Origin of the sequence: Rhodococcus sp. ENV425, from assembly GCF_002887785.1 — a bacterium.
In the GTDB taxonomy this organism is placed as follows: domain Bacteria; phylum Actinomycetota; class Actinomycetes; order Mycobacteriales; family Mycobacteriaceae; genus Rhodococcus; species Rhodococcus aetherivorans.
Window position 1 is genome coordinate 971 of sequence record NZ_PCZU01000280.1, and the last position, 1,095, is coordinate 2,065.

1 protein-coding gene is annotated in these 1,095 nt (G+C 75.5%); it reads right to left on the reverse strand.

Annotation, left to right across the window (positions count from 1 at the left end; genetic code table 11):
* A partial coding sequence (locus CQZ88_RS31940) for a condensation domain-containing protein (RefSeq protein ID WP_258008806.1) occupies positions 1-1,095 on the reverse strand: 1,095 nt, incomplete at both ends.

Here is a 1,095-nt window from a genome sequence, read left to right on the forward strand (position 1 = left end):
CAGGGCGCGGGCGAGGCGACGGGCCCGCGCGGCGAGTTCGCGGTAGGTCAGCGCCGGGGTGGCCGGGTCGGTGGGGGCGGTGATCGCGACGGTGTCGGGTGCTGCGGCGACGGACCGCGCGAAGAGGGCGGGGAGGGTCTCGGCGTGCCGGTCGGGGTCGGGGCGTCGCGCGGCGGCGGGCCGTTCGGCGGGGTCGAGCAGGTCGAGGTCGCCGACGGGTCGGGCGGGGTCGGCGGTGACGGCGGTGAGGACCCGCAGGAACCGGTCGGCGAACGCGGTGACGGTGTCGGCGTCGAACAGGTCGGTGGCGTAGGTGAAGGCCCCGGTCATGCCGGCGGGGTCGGTGCCGGCGGCCGGGTTCTCCCCCATGGTCAGCTGCAGGTCGAACTTGGCGACGGGGGCGTCGGCGTCGAGGGCGTCGACGGTCAGGTCGGGCAGGGCGAGGTGGGCGCGTTCGTTGTTCTGGAATTCGAGGACCACCTGCACGAGCGGGGCGTGGTCGGTGGCGCGGGTGGGGGCGAGGGCGTCGACGAGCTTCTCGAAGGGCAGGTCGGCGTGCCCGAAGGCGGCGAGGTCGACCTCGCGGGTGCGTTCGAGGTGATCGGCGAACGGCAGGCCGGGGGCGACGGGGGTGCGCAGCACCAGGGTGTTGACGAACATGCCGACCAGATCGTCGAGGGCACGGTGCCCGCGGCCGGCGATGGGGGTGCCCACGGCGATGTCGTCGCTGCCGGAGAGCCGGGCCAGCAGCACCGCGAGGGCGGCGTGCACGGCCATGAACACGGTGGCGCCGTGGGCGTCTGCGAGGTCGGCGAGCCGGCGGTGCAGCTCGGGCTCGACGTCGAAGCGGACGGTGGCGCCGCGGAACGACTGGTGCGGCGGGCGGGGCCGGTCGGTGGGCAGGGACAGGATCTCGGGCAGGTCGGCCAGGGCGGTGCGCCAGAACTCGAGCTGCCGGGCGGCGAGCGAATCCGGGTCGGCCGGATCGCCGAGGACCTGCCGCTGCCACAGCGCGTAGTCGGCGTACTGCACCAGCAGCGGCGCCCACGCCGGCTCCTGTCCCCGGGTGCGGGCGGCGTACGCGGTCATCAGATC